General features: G+C 59.2%; 15 protein-coding genes. 12 read left to right on the forward strand and 3 right to left on the reverse strand.

Translation table 11 applies throughout. From position 1 onward, the window contains the following. The first annotated feature begins 2 nt into the window (after positions 1-2). Positions 3-3,071: a type III restriction-modification system endonuclease gene (locus tag ACS13N_RS08365; protein WP_438931223.1), complete on the forward strand. Its 3,069-nt coding sequence runs from the start codon at positions 3-5 to the stop codon at positions 3,069-3,071. Between the two features lie 75 nt (positions 3,072-3,146). Here the strand turns inward: ACS13N_RS08365 and ACS13N_RS08370 are convergent, their stop codons facing one another. Together ACS13N_RS08370 and ACS13N_RS08375 are read right to left on the reverse strand one after the other, a co-directional pair. Continuing rightward, positions 3,147-4,415: a three-Cys-motif partner protein TcmP gene (locus ACS13N_RS08370; RefSeq protein ID WP_438931224.1), complete on the reverse strand. Its 1,269-nt coding sequence runs from the start codon at positions 4,413-4,415 to the stop codon at positions 3,147-3,149. A 26-nt stretch (positions 4,416-4,441) separates the two neighbouring features. After that, the gene (locus ACS13N_RS08375) at positions 4,442-5,293 is read right to left on the reverse strand and encodes a DUF5131 family protein (RefSeq protein ID WP_438931225.1); all 852 of its coding nucleotides are present in this window, start codon (positions 5,291-5,293) and stop codon (positions 4,442-4,444) included. 538 nt (positions 5,294-5,831) lie between these two features. On the opposite strand from ACS13N_RS08375, the gene ACS13N_RS08380 reads away from it, so the two are divergent. The 3 genes from ACS13N_RS08380 (at position 5,832) to ACS13N_RS08390 (ending at position 8,117) form a co-directional block, all read left to right on the forward strand. Beyond that, positions 5,832-6,107 (forward strand): hypothetical protein, encoded by a 276-nt coding sequence (locus ACS13N_RS08380; protein WP_438931226.1) that lies wholly within the window; start codon positions 5,832-5,834, stop codon positions 6,105-6,107. Between the two features lie 286 nt (positions 6,108-6,393). Continuing rightward, the gene (locus tag ACS13N_RS08385; RefSeq protein WP_438931227.1) at positions 6,394-7,677 is read left to right on the forward strand and encodes a DUF6402 family protein; all 1,284 of its coding nucleotides are present in this window, start codon (positions 6,394-6,396) and stop codon (positions 7,675-7,677) included. Beyond that, complete coding sequence (locus tag ACS13N_RS08390) at positions 7,653-8,117, forward strand: hypothetical protein (RefSeq protein ID WP_438931228.1); 465 nt, start codon at positions 7,653-7,655, stop codon at positions 8,115-8,117. The genes ACS13N_RS08385 and ACS13N_RS08390 overlap by 25 nt, the downstream gene beginning before the upstream one ends. Positions 8,118-8,229: 112 nt before the next feature. Here the strand turns inward: ACS13N_RS08390 and ACS13N_RS08395 are convergent, their stop codons facing one another. Then, positions 8,230-8,616, reverse strand: coding sequence for a 5-carboxymethyl-2-hydroxymuconate Delta-isomerase (locus ACS13N_RS08395; RefSeq protein WP_438931229.1), 387 nt, complete (start codon positions 8,614-8,616; stop codon positions 8,230-8,232). Positions 8,617-9,138: 522 nt separating this feature from the next. Here ACS13N_RS08395 and ACS13N_RS08400 point away from each other — a divergent pair. The 8 genes from ACS13N_RS08400 (at position 9,139) to ACS13N_RS08435 (ending at position 15,070) form a co-directional block, all read left to right on the forward strand. After that, positions 9,139-9,903, forward strand: a complete 765-nt coding sequence (locus tag ACS13N_RS08400; RefSeq protein WP_438931230.1) for a FadR/GntR family transcriptional regulator — start codon at positions 9,139-9,141, stop codon at positions 9,901-9,903. A 5-nt stretch (positions 9,904-9,908) separates the two neighbouring features. Next, on the forward strand, positions 9,909-10,739 hold the full coding sequence (locus ACS13N_RS08405; RefSeq protein ID WP_438932814.1) for a transporter substrate-binding domain-containing protein: 831 nt from the start codon (positions 9,909-9,911) through the stop codon (positions 10,737-10,739). A 46-nt stretch (positions 10,740-10,785) separates the two neighbouring features. After that, a complete protein-coding gene (locus tag ACS13N_RS08410) occupies positions 10,786-11,511 on the forward strand; it encodes an amino acid ABC transporter permease (RefSeq protein ID WP_438931231.1) in 726 nt (241 codons plus the stop codon). Beyond that, a complete protein-coding gene (locus ACS13N_RS08415; protein WP_438931232.1) occupies positions 11,508-12,161 on the forward strand; it encodes an amino acid ABC transporter permease in 654 nt (217 codons plus the stop codon). The genes ACS13N_RS08410 and ACS13N_RS08415 overlap by 4 nt, the downstream gene beginning before the upstream one ends. After that, entirely contained in the window at positions 12,148-12,885 is a 738-nt protein-coding gene (locus ACS13N_RS08420) for an amino acid ABC transporter ATP-binding protein (protein WP_438931233.1), read from the forward strand. Before ACS13N_RS08415 ends, ACS13N_RS08420 begins: the two co-directional genes overlap by 14 nt. Before the next feature lie 161 nt (positions 12,886-13,046). After that, on the forward strand, positions 13,047-13,979 hold the full coding sequence (locus tag ACS13N_RS08425; RefSeq protein WP_438931234.1) for a bestrophin family protein: 933 nt from the start codon (positions 13,047-13,049) through the stop codon (positions 13,977-13,979). Between the two features lie 38 nt (positions 13,980-14,017). Continuing rightward, positions 14,018-14,740 (forward strand): phage baseplate assembly protein V, encoded by a 723-nt coding sequence (locus ACS13N_RS08430; RefSeq protein WP_438931235.1) that lies wholly within the window; start codon positions 14,018-14,020, stop codon positions 14,738-14,740. A gap of 27 nt (positions 14,741-14,767) precedes the next feature. Continuing rightward, positions 14,768-15,070, forward strand: a complete 303-nt coding sequence (locus tag ACS13N_RS08435) for a PAAR domain-containing protein (protein ID WP_438931236.1) — start codon at positions 14,768-14,770, stop codon at positions 15,068-15,070. Positions 15,071-15,119 lie beyond the last annotated feature (49 nt).

Genomic DNA, 15,119 nt, shown 5'->3' on the forward strand with positions numbered 1-15,119 from the left:
GGATGAAACTCCATTTCGAATCTGATCTTCCCTACCAAGCCGCCGCCGTCGAAGCGGTTTGCGACCTGTTTCGCGGGCAGGAGGTCTGCCGCTCTGTGTTTACCGTGACGGCACAGACACAGGCCGACGCCGGGCAGCAGAGTTTTGAAGGCAAGCAGTTCACAGCCGAAGGCGGTATCGGTAATGCATTGCAGTTGCTGGTGGATGAGGAGTTGAGCGAGAACCTGCAGAAGGTGCAATTGCGCAATGGCGTGCCGCCCTCCGATCCACTGAAGCCTAAGCAGCCGCTGGACTTCACCGTGGAAATGGAAACTGGTACCGGCAAGACCTATGTGTACTTGCGTACCGCCTTCGAGTTGAACCAGCGCTATGGCTTCACCAAGTTCGTCGTGGTGGTTCCCTCCGTCGCCATCAAGGAGGGGGTGAACAAGACGCTGCAGATCACTCGTGAGCATTTCGAGAGCCTTTACCCAAGCGCGAAGGGCTATGAGTTTTTTCAGTACGACTCGGACCGTCTGGGCGAGGTGCGCAACTTTGCAACCAGCGCGAACATTCAGATCATGGTCATCACGGTGGGCGCGATCAATAAGTTTGGTGATGAAGCCGCTGCTGCAGCTGAGGAGTCTGATGAGGCAAAGCGACGCGAGAAGTCCAAGAACAAGATGTACCGCGCCAGCGAAAAGACAGGTGGTGAACGCCCCATCGATTTGATTCGCAACACGCGTCCTATCCTGATCGTCGATGAACCGCAAAGCGTCGATGGCGGTATCGACGGCAAAGGCAGGAGGGCTCTGGCGCACATGGATCCGCTATGCACGCTGCGCTATTCGGCCACGCATGTCGACAAACACAACATGGTGTACCGGCTGGACGCAGTGGATGCTTACGAGCAAAGGCTGGTCAAACAGATCGAAGTGGCAGCCGCCACGGTACAAGGCGGCAATAACAAGCCCTATGTGAAGTTGCTGGCTGTGACGAACAAGAAGGGTGTGATTACGGCGAGCATCGAGGTAGATCGTCAGAATGCAGCGGGCGCGGTGCGCCGCGAGCCAATCACTGTGCAAGATGGTTTCGATCTTGAGCAAGAGACCGGTCGCCCGCTATATGCCAACGTTCGCATCGGAGAGATTCGTGCGGCCAAGGCGGATCAGTTCATTGAACTGAAAGTGCCTGGCCATGAAGAATTCCTACGCGTGGGCGAGGCCTGGGGGGATGTGGATGCTGGTGCAGTACAGCGCGCCATGATTGCTCGAACTATCAAAGAGCACCTAGACAAGGAGAAGCATTTGCGTCCGCTTGGCGTGAAGGTGCTCAGCCTGTTCTTTATCGATGAGGTGGCCAAGTACCGTCAGTACGACGAACAAGGCAATCCGCTCAAGGGCGAATACGCTCTGATGTTCGAGGAAGAGTACAAGCGTTTGGCGAAGCATCCGGACTACCAAAGCATGTTCGCGGAAGTGGATCTGTCTGCATCTGCAAGCGAGGTCCACAACGGGTACTTCTCCATCGATAAAAAGAAGATTGGTGGCAAGAACGTCGAAGTGGTGAAAGACACCAGTGGAAGTACGGCTGCCGATGACGACACCTATAACCTGATCATGCGCGACAAGGAGAAGCTGCTGAGTTTTTCTTCTCCGCTGAAATTCATCTTCTCGCACTCTGCGCTCAAGGAGGGGTGGGACAACCCCAACGTCTTTCAAATCTGCAATTTCTCCACCCGTGAGACAGAGCGGTGGCGCCGACAGACGATTGGTCGTGGCCTGCGCCTGTGCGTGAACCAAAACGGCGAGCGTCTTCGCGGCTTTGAGGTCAATACGCTTACGGTGATCGCGACCGAGAGCTACGAGCAGTTTGCGGAAAACCTGCAACGCGACATCGAGCAGGACACCGGCATTCAATTCGGGATCGTGCATGACCATGAGTTCGCTGGCATCGCCATTGATCTGCCGAATGGCGAAGTTGTACCACTTGGCTTCGAAGCGTCCAAAACACTTTGGGCTCATCTCAAGTCGCAGGGCTATATCGATAGCAAAGGCAAAGTGCAAGACACGCTGCGTGCCGCGCTGAAGGGTGGCGAGCTAGCTTTGCCCGAGCAGTTTCATGACCTGAAGGATCAGATCGCGGCGGCGCTCAAAAAATTGGCGGGTAAGCTGGAAATCAAGAATGCGGACGACCGCAGGCGAATTCCAGTTCGCAAGTCTGTGCTAGTGAGCCCCGAGTTCAAGGCGTTATGGGATCGCATCAAGCACAAGACTACGTACCGCGTGCACTTCGACAATAGCAAGCTGATCGAGAAGGCCATCCAAGCCCTAAACGACATGCCACCGGTTGCGAAGACGCGTCTTCAGTGGAGGAGGGCAGGGATGGCGATCAGTAAAGCGGGAGTGAGCGCGTCGGTACTTGCGGTCGCAGAACCGGTTGCTTTGTACGAGAACGATATTGAACTTCCGGATCTGTTGACCGAGCTGCAGGACCGAACCCAGCTCACACGCAAGACGATTGCACGCGTTCTTACCGAGAGCACGCGTCTCAATGACTTTAAGCGCAACCCACAGCAGTTCATTGAGCTGTCGGCGGAGGCAATCAACCGGTGCAAACGGCTGGCCTTGGTGGATGGCATCAAGTACCAGCGACTTGGTGATGATCACTACTACGCGCAAGAGCTGTTCGAGACGCAAGAGTTAACCGGCTATCTGAAGAACCTCGTGGAGAACACTCAGAAGTCGGTCTACGAGCACGTTGCTTATGACTCAGCCGTCGAGCGCGATTTCGCACAAGCCCTGGAGACAAATGAGGCCGTGAAGGTCTATGCGAAGTTGCCTGGCTGGTTCAAGGTGCCAACCCCCTTGGGCACCTATAACCCCGACTGGGCGGTGTTGATTGAGCGTGACGGCCAGGAGCGACTGTATTTTGTGGTGGAAACCAAAAGCAGTCTGTTTGAAGAGGACTTGCGCGATCGTGAGGGCGGCAAGATCAAATGTGGGGCCGCTCACTTCGATGCGTTGGCTGTTGGTGAAAACCCAGCTGTGTACCGCAAGGTCAAGGATATTGATGGGCTTATATCCATATAAAGCAATGAAGGGCTAGAAAAGGGCGCACGGATTAGAAAATCGTAGGCGTGAGCGCTTACGGCTATTTCCAATCAATCAGAGAAGTCGAATTTGCCGAGGGAGTTGGATCGTGTCGGTGTCCTTGATCGCCGTACTTATACGGCGGGCGCGCCCTTTCTCGCTTGCTATCACGATCTCCCCGCTTGTAGCGAGCTCAAACGCTGCGGCGGCAATCATGTCTTTGGTGCCAGGGGTACCGTTACAGTGCGCAGCCACAAACTCACCGAAGGTCGTCGTCTGCCCGTGACTAAGCGTGCTGGGAATACCCTCAAGCAAAGCCGAGTGCGTTCGTGCAGCGGCAATGTTGTCGAACTCGTACTCATCACCAAGCAGCGAGATCTGTTCCTCCATTGCACGGCCGCCGTGGTAGCCGAGCATGTCTAGGCCGGAGCCGCCATAGTGGATGTAGTTCTTCCCCTCCCAGTGAGTTTGCTTCATGACGTCATTGGCTTTTGCATGACGCGAGAGGTGGACGAGCCATAGGTCACCATGGCCTCGCTCCGGTCGAAGGAAGAAGGGGGTAAAGAACTTTGCATGGGCCAGCGATTGCAACCGGCCGATGAAGTTTCTTTCGACGATGTAGCGCCAATTCCGATCTGCCTTCAGGATGCTCAGATCCTCGATGCCATTCAGCGGATTGGGCATCCCTGTCCTGACAGAGAATTGGGCCGCGTTTTCCGGGTTCAGGAACGTCAGCAACGCGCCGACGTTGAAGGTCAGGATGATTTCGGCTTTCGGGGTGCTATCCAGGATACGGTTCAGTACCTCTAGTGACACGTCGTCATAGCTGTACTGATCGAGAATGAATATGGATTTCCCAGCGGTCCGCGACTTACTTCGAATGTAGCGCAGGATGCCGTCTAAATGATCGGTGAAGATGCCTTGCTGGACGTGTACATTTCCGCCGAACAGGGAGTTAATGCGAATCCCTCGCTCTGTTAGAACGTGCTCCAGGTGGGCATGCGCCGCAGGATCTTTTTCGACAAAGAAGTAGTCGACATCTAGAAGCAAATCCTTCCTACGCTGTTGCCTCTCCATAATCAGCGCTTTTGCTTCTTCACAGGCTTCCAGCGCAATCAGCGGCGAGCCTGGGACAGTTAATCCACTAATTGCATCCCGGTACAAGCCTCCACCCGCAAAACCATCAACGATAGTTAGGCTTAGTACATCCTGATGAGGAGTGGAGACGAGCGTTTGAATGTACCGTACCAAGTAGCTGCGGAGGATTTCATGCTTGGCTTGACTGTGTCGCTTCAGCTCCGGAAGTCGGCCTCCGATGGCCCAGTCGTAGTGATTATTTCCCATCCGCCTCCACCGCCATCCGTCGATTTTTATGGTATTTGGTCCCAATGCTGGCCTCCGAGTACGCGGCCGCCTTTATTTTTACCCACTTTTACCATGCGAATCAACTCGCCAGATTTTCCGACAAGCTCTATGCGCTGTGCTCGTGCGGAAATGGTTTCTTGAATAAGCTCTTCCGGAGCCCAGTGTCCCCACTGTTTGAAATGAAAGGGGACTCCGGCTTGCAGGCACTGATCCCTCAGGTCCTCGGCCCAAGCGGGGTGCATATGGCGTGACTCTGGCCCACTTTCCCCTCCAGCAATTACCCAGTTGATTCCAGGTTCATTGCTTCCCGGGGGCTGTAGCCATTGAGACAGAGTGAGTGCCCCAAGTAGAGGCTCGGCCGAAATGAATCGAACGCTAACGGCATGTTTGAGCAGATGCTCAACTCGCTTTTCTAGCCATTTTTGAGTTTCTGCGGTTGTACCAAGCCACACGTTTTTCGGCCACTCGTCAGACCACGGGGCCAATTTTTCCACGTGCTGAATGCGTTTGGTTAGCAATAACCAGTCCAAATTCGGAGTGTCTTCGATCAGTTGCCACAATCGATCTCTGGATTCATCCAGATCCCTTCGATTCTCGAACACATCCGCCATCGAGGCACAGAAAACACGGCGGCGTTCGCCGGCGGTCTCGGCATCCCTATTCCATTTGAGAGGTTCTTTCCAGTGGCTGTCCGAGAAGAACCGACGTTCTGACTTGTTGCCCCAAAGACCATTCTGTCCGACTCGCTTTGCCCACGTCTCTGCATAGCAATGTTTACAAGCGGGCGATACACGTGAGCATCCCCACCACGGATTAAACGTGTGATGGGTCCATTCGATCTTGCTATTGACGCCCATGGTGGTATCTCCCTTCGCAACAAGGCACAACTCGGCATTATAGGTTGTCGGATTGTGCGCAGATTCAAAGCCACACAAGCTGTGTCGAGAAGCGCACGCTGGCCGCCGAAGCCGCTTTCGGGTAACGGAGGACGGGTGAGTCGCGGAGGCTGATGAGTCGAGTTCAACGCTCAGCCCCCAGGAGCACAACGCTGAAGAATCAGACTCCGGCGCCAACCCTCATCGCTATAATTGCCCCGCTGCCGCACCAACGGCAGCCGGGTCTGGCGACCTAGAGTACTCACAACGAGCTGCCGCCTCGCGGTAACGCTCGGGCGCGCTCGCGCATCGTCTACCAAGGCGGGCCGGGTGGGGAGACCGCAAGGTCTGCCGGTTGCCGTGAGTACCGGTTCGCCAGCCCCGCCGTCAGGCCCGCCACCCCCGTCTGGCGACGAGATGGCGGACCTCCGATCGAAACTCACGGAGGCTTCATGCCAATCGCTTCATATCCATCCCCACCCCAGCATCCCCCACCTGCCCGCGCATCAGGGGAGCACCAATGACCCCCACCCAACGCCGAACCTACCTAACCGGCGCCCTGGCCGCGCGCGACTACCTCTGCCGCACGCAAGCCGATCTGCGTATCCATCGTGAACTCCGCCCCGACACCCTGCGCTTGGCGCTGGCCCACACCAGCATCCACGCGCCGGAATATCGAGCAGGGTTCCTGGATGGCATCGGCGCCTTCGTGTCGATGGTGTTGGAGGGCTGTCAGATCAACCCTGAAACGTGGGAAGTGCTCACCGCCCTAGAGCGGGCTGGCGAAAGCCAATAACAACAGCAAGACGTATCTCCGGAGACGGGCCGGAGGTGCCGCATCCAATGAGCTAAGAGCCCATCACGACAATTTCTCTCGCTTCGGCAAAATGAATGAGGACGGGGAAAATACTTTGCCTGCAGATATAGCCTGAGGTCTGACAGAACTGTAGAGGCGAATGATTAAGGAAAGAGCGGCTGTCTATTTCCAAATCTTAATCTCGGAAAAATCAGTGTGTCTCGCGTTGCTCATTTATCACGTCCATGATATTTCTTCGGGCTCTTCAATCTGACAGCAGGCGTCTATGGGCGTAAAGGTGAAGAAGGTTCCGTATTACACAATGGAGCCTTCATTCTTTCGTGGGAAGGTATGGAGCAAGCGCGATGGGGTGAGTGGTGCCATTCCCATCAATACCCTCCAAACCATCTCATATGAGCGGCCAGCGCCAGGCAAAGCTCCGCCTCCCAAACCACCCAAGCCTACAGCGGAGCAGATCAAGGCTCAGCAAGCGGAAGCCGCACGCCAGAAACTGCTTGCTGAACAGGCCAAGAAACAACAGCCGAAGGAACCACCTAAGCCTGAGCCAAAGGAGCTCGAAGCGGAGGACCGTGACAAGATTCCCGAGTTCGATCTTCAAGATGTCCCAAAAGCGATGGATAACATTGGCTGGCCGATTGCTGCCAAAATTGCGAGGGAATGGTTTGCCAGCCCCAAGCATATCTATAACGATGATCCCAACTCCGTGCAGCCTATTGACGACACAACCGTAAACCTCAATTGGGCGTTGAAATTCGGAAGTGTTCAGAAGAGATATGATGAGCTTGTTTATAAGAAAATCTATTCGCCCAATGCTGCGAAAGAAGCCAAGAAGAAAGTTGCTAGGCAGATAAGGAGTATCTTCGTTGACAAAGGTTCGGTAGACCTTTCCTTTGATGTCACTCCCTTTATTAATGACGAAAGGCAGTTCCACCTTGACTGGCAGTTCCAGTTTCAGGATATCCCAACAAGTGCCACCCTTGATGGGTTGCTCCTGACGGACCTCACGGCGGCGCTGGGAAATTTCAATATTTATGCTGCGATTGGGAAAGTCGAAGTGTCTGCTGAAAAGTACTTTCAGTACGATAGCAAAGCACAAACCAAGGCGTATTGTGTTGATGCAACGGCCAGTATTACCCACATCTATGTGTACTTGAAGGATAACTACTCTTTCAATGACAAGGGTGATGGGAACAGCCAGTACCTTGGGCATTGGAATAAGAAGGACATGATTCTTTCTTATCGTGCAGCCATCAGCGATCTGGTTGATGGAAAGAAGCTCCATACTCAGATGGGCAACTCAGAAATCACAGAAACAACCTACTTGCCACGGGATCCAGTGGATAAGCCAGTCGATAAGCGGCCAGGCTTCAGAAAGCTTCTGGAGAGAAACGTTTATTATCCCGTCTACAACAAAAGCTACAACGAATGGCGCCAGAAGCACAACCGTGGTGGCGACTTCATGATCTATAGCAAGCCACAGCTGCTCAAGCTGAGCAAACCTATTCAATTCAAGCTGGAAACGATATGCCGACCACCAGAGCCGATGTGAAGAAGCCGCTGAAGCGGAGATTAATCATTGGCGCAGCGATTATTTTTCTGATGTTTGGTGCTGCACTCTTGTTCCTGCGTGGGAACCATGACTACACCGATTGCCAACGCTACAACTACAGTGACAAGCTGAATGGCGGTGTGAAGGAGTTTGATGGTAAGAAATTCACCATCAAAATTTGTGGAAGTGGCACAAACGATAGCCATTTCTTCGGTGACAGTATGGATGCCGTTGTCCTCACCGTTACAAATGAGCATGGCGAAGTTCTGGCGAGAAGGCATTACAAGGTTTTTTGGGAAGGTCAGCCGGGGCATGAGCCGCTGACCATAGGAAAGAACAGCATTACCTATCAGGATGATAAAGAGCAGGCGGATCACACCATTGCTATGCCGCCGACAACAATTGACTGGATAAGAGCGCGGCTTCCGTTTTCCAACTAAACAAAAAAAGCACCTTCGGGTGCTTTTTTTTTATGTGCTGCACGTAGAGCGGGCTGGCGAAAGCCAATAACAACAGCAACACGGCCCCCGAGACGGGCGGGGTGCCCGTCCATCAAGCGTGCGCCGCGATGCTCACCTTCGCATACGACTCGCGCTCAATCTCAAGCACTTGCACAGAAAGCTGAAGGTGCACGCCCGCCGGCGCGCTGCACTGCGCTTGCAAGACGGCCAACACACTTGCCGACAGTTCACGCTGGGTCTCGAGCGGTCGCCCGCTCAAGATTGCGAGGTCCGCGTGTACGAATGCGCGCGGCTCGCTGGAGGTGCCCACAGCAAACGTGTCGCACCGGTGGCTTCGGCTCTTGATGTCCGCCTCAACAAAATGCCCGGTGGCGGCAAGGGCCGTATTGATGGCCAGCAAGGTCGCTTGGGCGTCAAAGGCGCGGAGGTTTGCGGAGTATTCCAGTGTGAGATGGGGCATGGCGTGGCCGTGCTGCACGGCGGTTGTTGGGTGAGTGCGGTCAGATTGTGCTGCAAGCCGCAGGCCCCAGGGCCAACGCCAATTGCCACAGTGGGGGATTCAGAAAACGGCCATCTCGCCAACCGCGTCGCGCCCACTGGAATATCGCGCGGGCTTTCTGGATGGAATCGGCGCCTTCGTATCGATGGTGCTGGAGGGCTGTCAGATCAACCCTGATACGTGGGAAGTGCTCACCGCCATAGAGCGGGCTGGCGAAAGCCAATAACCACAGCAAGACGGTCCCCCGAGACGGGCGGGGTGCCTCAACACCCGGGCACGCCACGGCGTTCCAAATCGGTGCCATCACGCACCAACTCCAAGCCACCGCAGCCCCATCCGGCAGCGCTTGCCTCACGCATGGGCACAGCCCAGGCAATCAACCACCCGCAGTACCGCCCCCAATAACGTCCAACACGCCGCGCATTGCTGCATGGCACAAAACTCGCATAAGCCGTGGGCGACCGGTCAGACCACGACCGTGTCTTTCCCCCATTCCGGCCCATGCACAGCATCCCATCTTCCGTTGCGCAAGCACTCCAGCAAGGCATCCTCAGCGGCGCTTACCCCAGTGGCAGCCGTCTGCCGCCGCAGCGTGAGCTGGCAGAAAGCCTGGGCGTGAGCCGCGCGTCGTTGCGCGAGGCGCTCACGGTGCTGGAGACGCTGGGCTTAGTCGACATCCTCCCCAGCCGGGGCGTGCTGGTGCGCGGGCCGCAGGCAAGTGCAGAGCGCCTGCATCGCCCGTTTGCCACGCCCGCGCTGGGCACGCTGTCGCCGCGTCAGTTGATTGAGCTGCGCCTGGTGCTGGAGCCCGGCTGGACGGCGCTGGCCGCCGCGCGCATGCAGGCCGCTGGCCTGCGCCACCTGCAATGGCTGCAGCAGCAGTTGGCGCATGCGCTGGCGCGCAATGACCTGCTGAGCGCGGCAGAGGCGGACTTGCACTTCCACATGCTGCTGGCGCAGTTGTCGGGCAACCCGGGCCTGATGGCGATGGCCGGCCAGTTGGAGCACGCCATCGGCCACAGCCTGCGTCTGCCCTTCGCCAGGAATGGCGCCGACGACCACCCCGCGCACGAGCACGACGCCATCGTGCAGGCCATTGCCGCGGGCGATGCCGCCGCCAGTGCAGAGGCCATGCGCGCCCATCTGCTGTCGGCCGCGCGCCGCAGCGGGATTGACCTCACCGCATCGGCGCCCGCGCCAGACCAGCCGTTTCCCGATCCTGTCTCGTTTCGCCTTGCTGCACCTTCTGAAGGAGTTCTTGAATGACCCGCATGCTGATTGGCCGCACCTCGGCCCCCACTTCGGCCCACACCTCGCGCCGCACGTTTCTCTACGCCGTCATGGCCGCCAGCGCTGTCGTCGCGCTGTTGCCGGGCCGCCCGGCCCATGCCGATGTGCTGGCCAACATCCAGAAAGCGGGCGTGATCCGCGTGGCCATTCCGAACGACTTCCCGCCGTTCGGCTCGCTGGGTCCGGACCTCAAGCTGCAGGGCTATGACATCGACATGGCCAACCTCGTCGCCAAGGAACTCGGCGTGAAGGCCGAGCTGGTGCCCGTCACCAGCACCAACCGCATTCCGTTCCTGACCACGGGCAAGGTGGATGTCGTCATCTCCAGCCTGGGGAAGAACGCCGAGCGCGCCAAGGTGATCGACTTCACGCAGGCGTATGCGCCGTTCCCGAAGAGCGTGTATGGCCCGAAGGATGTGTCGATCAAGGTGCCGGCGGACTTGGCCGGCAAGACGATCGGCGTGACGCGCGGCTCGACGGAAGACCTGGCCCTCTCGGCCGTGGCGCCGGCTTCGGCCACCATCAAGCGCTATGAAGACAACAACGCCACTGCGCAGAGCTACCTGATCGGCCAGGTGCAGCTGGTGACGGTGGGCAACATCGTGGCCAATGCGGTGAACGAGCGCACGAAGCTGCGCCAGCTCGACATGAAGTTCCCCGTGGAAGACACGCCTTGCTATGTGGGCGTGGCCAAGGGTGAGCCCGCGCTGCTCGACAAAGTGAACGCGGCCATCACCAAGCTCAAGACGGATGGGCGCCTGAACGACTTGTCGCAGCGCTGGATCAAGATGCCGCTGCCCGCCAAGCTGTAAACCACGCCTTCGCACTGGCCCGCACGCCGGGCCACGGAACACCTCTATGGCTTATCAATTCGACTTTGGCGCTGTCTTCAATTACAGCGGCCAACTGGCGCAGGGCGTGGGTTTTACGCTGGCGCTCACGGCGGCGGGCGCGGTGCTCGGCGGCGCAATCGGCGTGGCCGGGGGCGTGTGCCGTGCCTGGCGTATCAAGCCTTTCAACGTCCTGTTCAAGGTGTATGTGGAGGCCATCCGCAATACGCCGTTCCTCGTCCAGCTGATGTTCGTGTTCTTCGGCCTGCCTTCGCTGGGTGTGCAGATCAACGAATGGCAGGCGTCGTTGCTCACCGTGGTGGTCAACCTGGGCGCGTACATCACCGAGATCGTGCGCGCAGGCATACAGGAAACACCGCGCGGCCAGCTGGAAGCGGCCAATGCGCTGGCGATGAGCCGCTGGGCGATCTTCCGGCACGTGGTGCTGCGGCCCGCGTTGCAGAAGGTGTGGCCCGCGCTGAGCAGCCAGATCGTGATCGTCATGCTGGGCACGTCGGTCGTCTCGCAGATTGCCGCGCAGGATCTGACCTTTGCCGCCAACTTCATCCAGTCGCGCAACTTCCGCGCGTTTGAAACCTATCTGATCGTCACCGCGTTGTACTTTGCGCTGGCGTTGCTGCTGCGTCAGTTGCTGGCGTGGGTGGGGCAGCGCTTTGTCGTGGTGCGCCGGGTGCCGGCCGGGCCGGTTGCTGCGCGCACCGTCACCACCACCCCTGCGGAGACTGCCGCATGATCGCCGACATCCCTCTGTTGCCGATTCTCCTCAAGCTGGGGGAAGGGCTGCTCGCCACGCTCATGCTGTCGCTCATGGCCTTTGTGCTGGGCGGCACGGCGGGCCTGGTGGTGCTGTTTGCCCGCGTGGGGCGCAACGCCGGTCTGCAACGCGTGAGCAAGGCTTATATCCAACTCTTCCAGAACACGCCGCTGCTGATGCAGATGTTCCTGGTGTTCTTTGGTGCCTCCATGGCGGGGTTTGAGATGTCACCGTGGACGGCTGCCGCCATCGGCCTGACGCTGTACACCAGCGCGTATCTGGCCGAGGTGTGGCGCGGCTGTGTGGAAGCCATTCCGCGCGGGCAGTGGGAAGCATCCTCCAGCCTGGCGATGGGCTACTTCCAGCAGATGCGGCATGTGGTGCTGCCGCAGGCGGTGCGGCTTTCCATTGCGCCCACCGTGGGGTTCTCCGTGCAGATCGTCAAGGGCACGGCGGTGGCCTCCATCATCGGGTTTGAAGATCTGTCCAAGCTGGGCTCGGTGCTGGCCAATGCCACGTTCCAGCCATTCCTTATCTATGGGCTGGTGGCGCTGGCGTACTTCGCGCTGTGCTGGCCGCTGTCGCTCTGTGCCTCTCATCTGGAAAAGAAGCTCTATGCCGCTCGTTGATCTGTGCGCCGTACACAAGCATTACGGCAACAACCATGTGCTCAAGGGCGTGGACCTGCGCGTGGAAAGCGGCCAGGTGGTCGCCATCATCGGGCGCAGCGGCTCGGGCAAGAGCACGCTGCTGCGGTCCATCAACGGGCTGGAAGCCATCGACGACGGCCAGATCGTTGTGGACAACGCGGTGCTCCAGGGCTCGCAGGCCACGCCCGCGCAGTTGCGCGCGCTGCGGCTGAACGTGGGCATGGTGTTCCAGCAGTTCAATCTGTTTCCGCACCTCACGACGGGCGAGAACGTGGCGCTGTCGCCCGTGGTGGTCAAGGGCATGAAGAAGTCGGAAGCGCATGACCTCGCGCGCCAGATGCTGGCTAAGGTAGGGCTGGGCGACAAATACGATGCCTACCCCGATCAGCTCAGCGGCGGCCAGCAGCAGCGCGTGGCCATTGCGCGTGCACTCGCCATGCAGCCGAAGGTGCTGCTGTGCGACGAGATCACCTCCGCGCTGGACCCGGAGCTCGTCAACGAGGTGCTGGCCGTGGTCAAGCAACTGGCCGCCGAGGGCATGACGCTGATCATGGTCACGCACGAGATGCGCTTCGCGCGCGACGTGGGCGATCAGCTTGTGTTCATGCACCAGGGGTTGATCCATGAAAGCGGCCCCGCCAAGGACGTGTTTGCCAACCCCAGGACGGCGGAGCTGGCGGCGTTCATTGGCGCGGTGCAATGAGCCCGCGCACCCTGCGCCCACACTAGCCACCCCAGCAAGACGGCGCCCGTGGCGGGGCGGAGATACCATCCAACGGGTGCCATGCCACCCCTCGGCGTCGGGCCCGTGCGCGATTGGCCATCTGCCATAATCCTCCGCACTCCGGCCTCTCTCTCCCCACCATGGTCGTCCGCCCACACTTGCACTGGTTCCGCATGCTGCTCGCGTGGCGCGGGTCTGTGCTGCCGCAGCTGCTGCCGCGCCTGTTCCTGATCTTCTGTATCTCGCTGGTGGCCCTGGTGGTGCATGCGCATTGGCTGCCGCTAGACATTCACCTGAGCACGACGCCGTTCTCACTCGTTGGCATTGCGCTGGCGGTGTTTCTGGGCTTTCGCAACAACGCCAGTTACGACCGCTATTGGGAGGCGCGCAAGCTCTGGGGACAGTTGCTCAACTGCGCGCGCTCGCTCACGCGGCAGGCGCTGACGTTGCCATCGCTGTTGCCGCAGGGTGCGGTGTCTGCAGACGATGTGCGCGAGTTCACGCGGGTGCTGAGCGCGCTGCCGCATGCGCTGCGCCATCAGTTGCGCCGTACAGACCCGCGTGAAGACCTGGCCGCCCGTCTGCCCGCGCCGCTGCTCGATCGCGTGATGGCCGCGCGCTACCGGCCCGCCATCCTCACGCTGTGGTTGGGTGAGTGGGTGCAGCGTCGGACCCAAACCGGTGCGTTGAATGCCTATGCCGCGCTGGCGTTTGACCGCAATCTCAACGAGCTGACCGCCGCCATCGGCGGGTGCGAGCGCATTGTCGGCACGCCGCTGCCGTTTGCGTACTCGGTCATGATCCACCGCACGGTGTACTTCTTCTGCGCGGCGCTGCCGTTCGGGCTGGTGGAGAGCATCGGCAATTTCACGCCGGTGTTTGCGGTGTTTGTGGCGTACACCTTCATGGCACACGAGGCCATCGCCTCGCAAATCGAAGAGCCCTTCGGCACCGAAGACAACGACCTCGCGCTCAACGCCATGTCCGCCATGATTGAAGACGCCGTGCGCGATATGGCGGGCGAGCCCAGCCTGGCCGGCAGCAACGCGGGGCGCGATTTCATTCTCGATTGATTCCATCACGCAACGGTTTGACCTCAGGAGCCACTGGCATGGCAGACGCAGAAGCAAACGGAGTGCAACAGGGCGTGCAAGGCATGCTGACCGGTACGGTGGTCGGCCTGGCAGACCCAGAGGGACAGTGGCGCGTGCAGGTAAACGTGCCGGCGCTGGGCCCGGCGGGCGAGGGCCTGTGGGCGCGCATGGCCAATGGTTACGCCAGCGGCAATAGCGTGGGCATGATCTTCATGCCCGAGATTGGTGATGAGGTGGTGCTTGGCCTGCTGGGTGGCGACACCACATCGCCGGTCATCCTGGGTAGCCTGTACAGCGCCAAGCGGCCGCCGCCGTTCGCTGCGGATGTTTACAACAACAACAACCGGAAGGCCATCGTCACGCGCTCGCGGTTGGGCATCGAGTTTGATGAGGAGGCGCAGGTCCTCCGCATCCGCACGGCCGGCGGGCAGTTCGTCACTCTGGATGACCCGAAGCGCAGCGTGACCTTGCAGAACAACAACGATGATCTGATCACCCTGTCACCCGAGGGCATGACGTTGCACAGCAACGGCAACCTCACCATCAAGACCGACGGTGTGCTCACGCTGGATGGCGCGCAGGGCGTGTCGATCCGGTCGCGGGCGGGCGATGTGTCCATCGAGGGGATGAGCGTGACTGTCCATGCGGACACTGAACTCAAGGCCACCGGGGGGGCCAGCGCCGAGCTGAGCAGCGGCATGGAGACCACCGTGCGTGGCGCGCTGGTCAGGATCAACTGAAGTCATTCGTTGTCACCGGAGCCCACCATGCCCGCTGCCGCACGCCTGACCGATTTCCATCAGTGTCCGATGCAGACGCCGTCGTATCCGGCGCCCATCCCGCATGTCGGCGGGCCCATCAATGGGCCGTGCCAGCCCACGGTCCTCATCGGCGGTTTGCCGGCGGCGGTGGTGGGCGACATGGCCGTCTGCATTGGCCCGCCAGACAGCATTGTCCAAGGCTCGTCCACCGTCTTGATCGGCGGCCGGCCTGCCGCGCGCATGGGGGACGCCACAGCCCACGGCGGCACCATCGTGCTGGGTTGCATGACGGTCTTGATTGGCGGATAGCCGTAGCGGCTGGCCAGGCAATCCCTCTCTCCAACGCCCACGAAGGCAC

The sequence above is a fragment of the Ralstonia sp. 24A2 genome (assembly GCF_051783885.1).
Lineage (GTDB): Bacteria > Pseudomonadota > Gammaproteobacteria > Burkholderiales > Burkholderiaceae > Ralstonia.